The 1,316-nt window shown below is 60.8% G+C and carries 1 protein-coding gene and 1 pseudogene; both read right to left on the bottom strand.

Annotated features, from left to right (window positions below; all coding sequences use genetic code 11):
- Nucleotides 1-222, bottom strand: a pseudogene (locus IVB01_RS34995) (flagellar protein); the annotation flags it as partial.
- Nucleotides 223-545: 323 nt separating this feature from the next.
- The coding region (locus tag IVB01_RS34990; protein ID WP_253075126.1) for a flagellin at nt 546-1,316 on the bottom strand (771 nt) is incomplete at its 5' end.

Here is a 1,316-nt window from a genome sequence, read left to right as displayed (position 1 = left end):
CAGCACCTGCACGCCGTTGGCGATGCCGTCGAGCAGATTGTTGATGTCGCTGGCGCGGTTGTCGAGCGACTGTGCCGTGAAGAAGTTGGTGGGATTGTCGAGAGCCGAGTTGACGCTCTTGCCGGTCGACAGACGGTTCTGTGTGGTGGCGAGCAGATCGGCGGTGGACTGGAGAGAGAGCAGGTTCTGACGAACCGACGCAGAGAGAACAATACCGGACATAACTCTTACCCTTCTGGTTTACGCGTCTTCGTTCGATCGCTTCGGATCGAGTGACGGGAACAGCGTGCCGCGACATGGCTAACAAAGGGTGAAACGAGACGCGCCGACCTAAGCGCCGGTTCACCATAAGAACCGCGGTGAGCGCCGGCAGGACCGGAAGCCCGACTGAATTTGTTGGCGATTTTCCACCCTTACGCTCCATTAACCATAACCGCGGGTTACTTTTCGAGCGTCATCCAAGGGGCTGCAAACGTTGACGCAAAAAGGAAAGCGGCGGGGCCGAAGCCCCGCCGCCAGATCTTGCTTGGGATGTCTTCCGCTTGTTAGCGGAGCAGTTGGAGCACGCTCTGCTGCGACTGGTTGGCCAGCGACAGCGCGGAGACCGCGATCGACTGGCGGGTCGACAGTGCCTGGCTGTTCGCTGCCTCGACGTTGGTGTCGGCCAGGGTCAGGTTGGACGAACCGGTCTGCAGCACGTTGATCAGGTTCTTGTTGAAGTCCTGACGCACCTGCACGATCGTCAGGTTCGAACCGAGCGCGGAAGCCTCCGAACGCAGCGTGCTCGACGCGTTGTTCAGGTTGGTCAGCACCTTGTTGGTGGCAGCGTTGTCGATGAAGTCGACACCGCTGGTCAGCGCGGCGAGGCCCAGACCCTTGGAGTTGTAGGTCACGCCGGTGATGCTCAAGCTCGACTTGGCGGTCTCGTCGAACACCAGCTTGAGCTGATCGCCGTTGAGCAGGTTGACACCGTTGAACGAGGAGTCCTGCGCGGTCGAGTCGATCTGGTTCAGGATGTTGTTGTACTGATTGACCAGATTGGCACGGGCCGTCTGGGCAACGGTGTCCGCGACCGGGGTGGAAGCCGTCGAGAACGTCAGCGACGAGGTCAGCGTTCCGCCGATCGCACCACCCGCAGTCGTCGAGCCAAGCGTCGAGGACGCGTAGTCGTTGGTGGTCGAGATCGTCAGCAGGCCGTTGGCGTCGATCGTGGCAGACAGGTTGTTGGCCTGAAGCGCGGTGTTGAGTTGATCGAGGGTCTTGACCGTTCCGTTGGTGCCGTCGCCGAAGGTGACGTTGACCGCCGTACCGCCGTT

Origin of the sequence: Bradyrhizobium sp. 164 (assembly GCF_023073715.1) — a bacterium.
Taxonomy (GTDB): domain Bacteria; phylum Pseudomonadota; class Alphaproteobacteria; order Rhizobiales; family Xanthobacteraceae; genus Bradyrhizobium.
The sequence above is the reverse complement of the archived record's forward strand: the minus strand, read 5'-3'. Positions and strand labels throughout refer to the sequence as shown.